Raw genomic sequence first — 1,691 nt, forward strand, 5'->3', positions numbered from 1 at the left:
ACCGCGAGGTTGTGCATCGAGCGGGCATGGCCCTGCTCGGCGGCGCGGCGGCCGGGGGCGCATCGAGGCGCCCGGTCAGGCGCTCGAGGGCGGTCTGCACCCCTTCGAGCGTCGTGGCGAGGCGCTGGTCGGACGCCGCCTGCCGGGCCTGCATGTCCGCGAGGCCGGCGCGCAGCAGCCCGAACTCGCTCGTCTCGGCGTTCCCGCGGCCGCCAATCGAATCGGCTACGGCGCTGCGGGTGGCACGGGCCACGGCGGCCTCGATCGGCGCCTCGTCGCGGAGTGCGGAGACCTGCTTGAGCAGGTCGCCCATGGACCGCTCCAGGCTTGCGAGCGTCGGGTCGCCGCTGCGGGCGTCGAGCCGGTCGGCGATCGACACCACCTGCTTTTCCAGGGCGTCGAGGCCGTCGTCGCCGGAGCGCGCGCCGACGCGGTCGACCTTCTCCGCGAGGTTGCGCAGCATGGCGTGGATCGAGGCGACGTCGCCGCCCGGCATCGCCGGCATGCGCAGGCTCTCGCCGAGGCCTTCCAGGCGCCCGATCAGGTCGCCCACCGGCTGGGTGCTGACGCGGTCGACCTTGTCCGACAGCGCGTCGATCCGCCCGAGGATCGCCTGAGAGCTGGCCGCGTCGGCGCCGTGTGCGCCCGCCTGCATCGCATCGAGCTTCGAGGCGATCGCGTCGATCTGGTCGACCAGCGCCGCCGGGGCGGGAACGCTGGCGTTGAGGCCGCTGCGGATCTCCTCCAGCAGAGGGCGCAGGGCGGTGTCGCTGCCTGCGGTCGCGGCCTTCTGGAGCTGGGCGATTTGCGCGCTGATCGCCTGGACGCCGGCGGCGAGGCTCTGGATCCGCTCCGGCCCGGCGAGCGCCGCGATCAGGCGGCGGATCTCCTCGATCTCGTCGAACAGGTGCTTGAGCGCGTCGTGATCGACGGCGCTGCCGTGCCCGGTGGCGACGACGGCATCGAGCCGGGAGGCGAGGCGCTCGACCTCGCCGGCCACGCGGGTGTGGACGTTCTCGGCCACGTCGTCGGCCAGCCGCTCGACCTGCGCGCGGATCAGCTCGATCGGCTCGGCGATGGCGGCGAGGTCCGCCGGCGCTCCGGCGCGCTCGACGCCGCTGGCCAGCGAGATCACCGCCTGCTCCAGGGCGCCGAGGTCGCGCCGCGTGGCGAGATGGCCGATCGATTCGCGAAGCCGGTTCGTCTCGCGGCGCAGCTCGGACACCGCGGTGTCCGGCAGCGCGGTGTCCTCGACCGTCGCGTCGAGGCGGCGGGCGATGTCCTCGCGCATGGTCGCGACCACGCTGGCGCCGGCGTTCTCGCCGAGCTCGCGCTGGCGCTGGCGGATGTCCTGCACCGCATCCTGGATCTCGGCGGCCGCCGGGCGGCCGCGCCGGCCCGGGGGCCGGGTCGCCGCGAGCTGCTCACCCAGCGCCGACATCCGGCGCTCGATGTCGCCGAGGCGCTCGGCGACCTGCTGGACCGGCGCGGCGCTGGCGCCGATCGCCGCGCCGATGCGGGATTCGATGTCGGCGATCCGGCGCTGGGCGGCGTCCTCCACCGACAGCCGCTCCTCGGCGAGGGTGCGGTCGAGCCCGTCGATGCGCGCGAGCAGGGCCTGGATGGTCGCGCCGAGGGCGCCGTCCGGGGCGGCGTCGGGCATCGTCGCGGCGGCGGGAGCCGGCGCGGCC

General features: G+C 75.6%; 1 pseudogene. It reads right to left on the reverse strand.

Features of this window, described 5'->3' with window-relative positions:
• Positions 1–1,691: pseudogene (locus FV230_RS30130) on the reverse strand (hypothetical protein); the annotation flags it as partial.

The organism is Methylobacterium sp. WL6 (assembly GCF_008040095.1).
GTDB lineage: Bacteria > Pseudomonadota > Alphaproteobacteria > Rhizobiales > Beijerinckiaceae > Methylobacterium.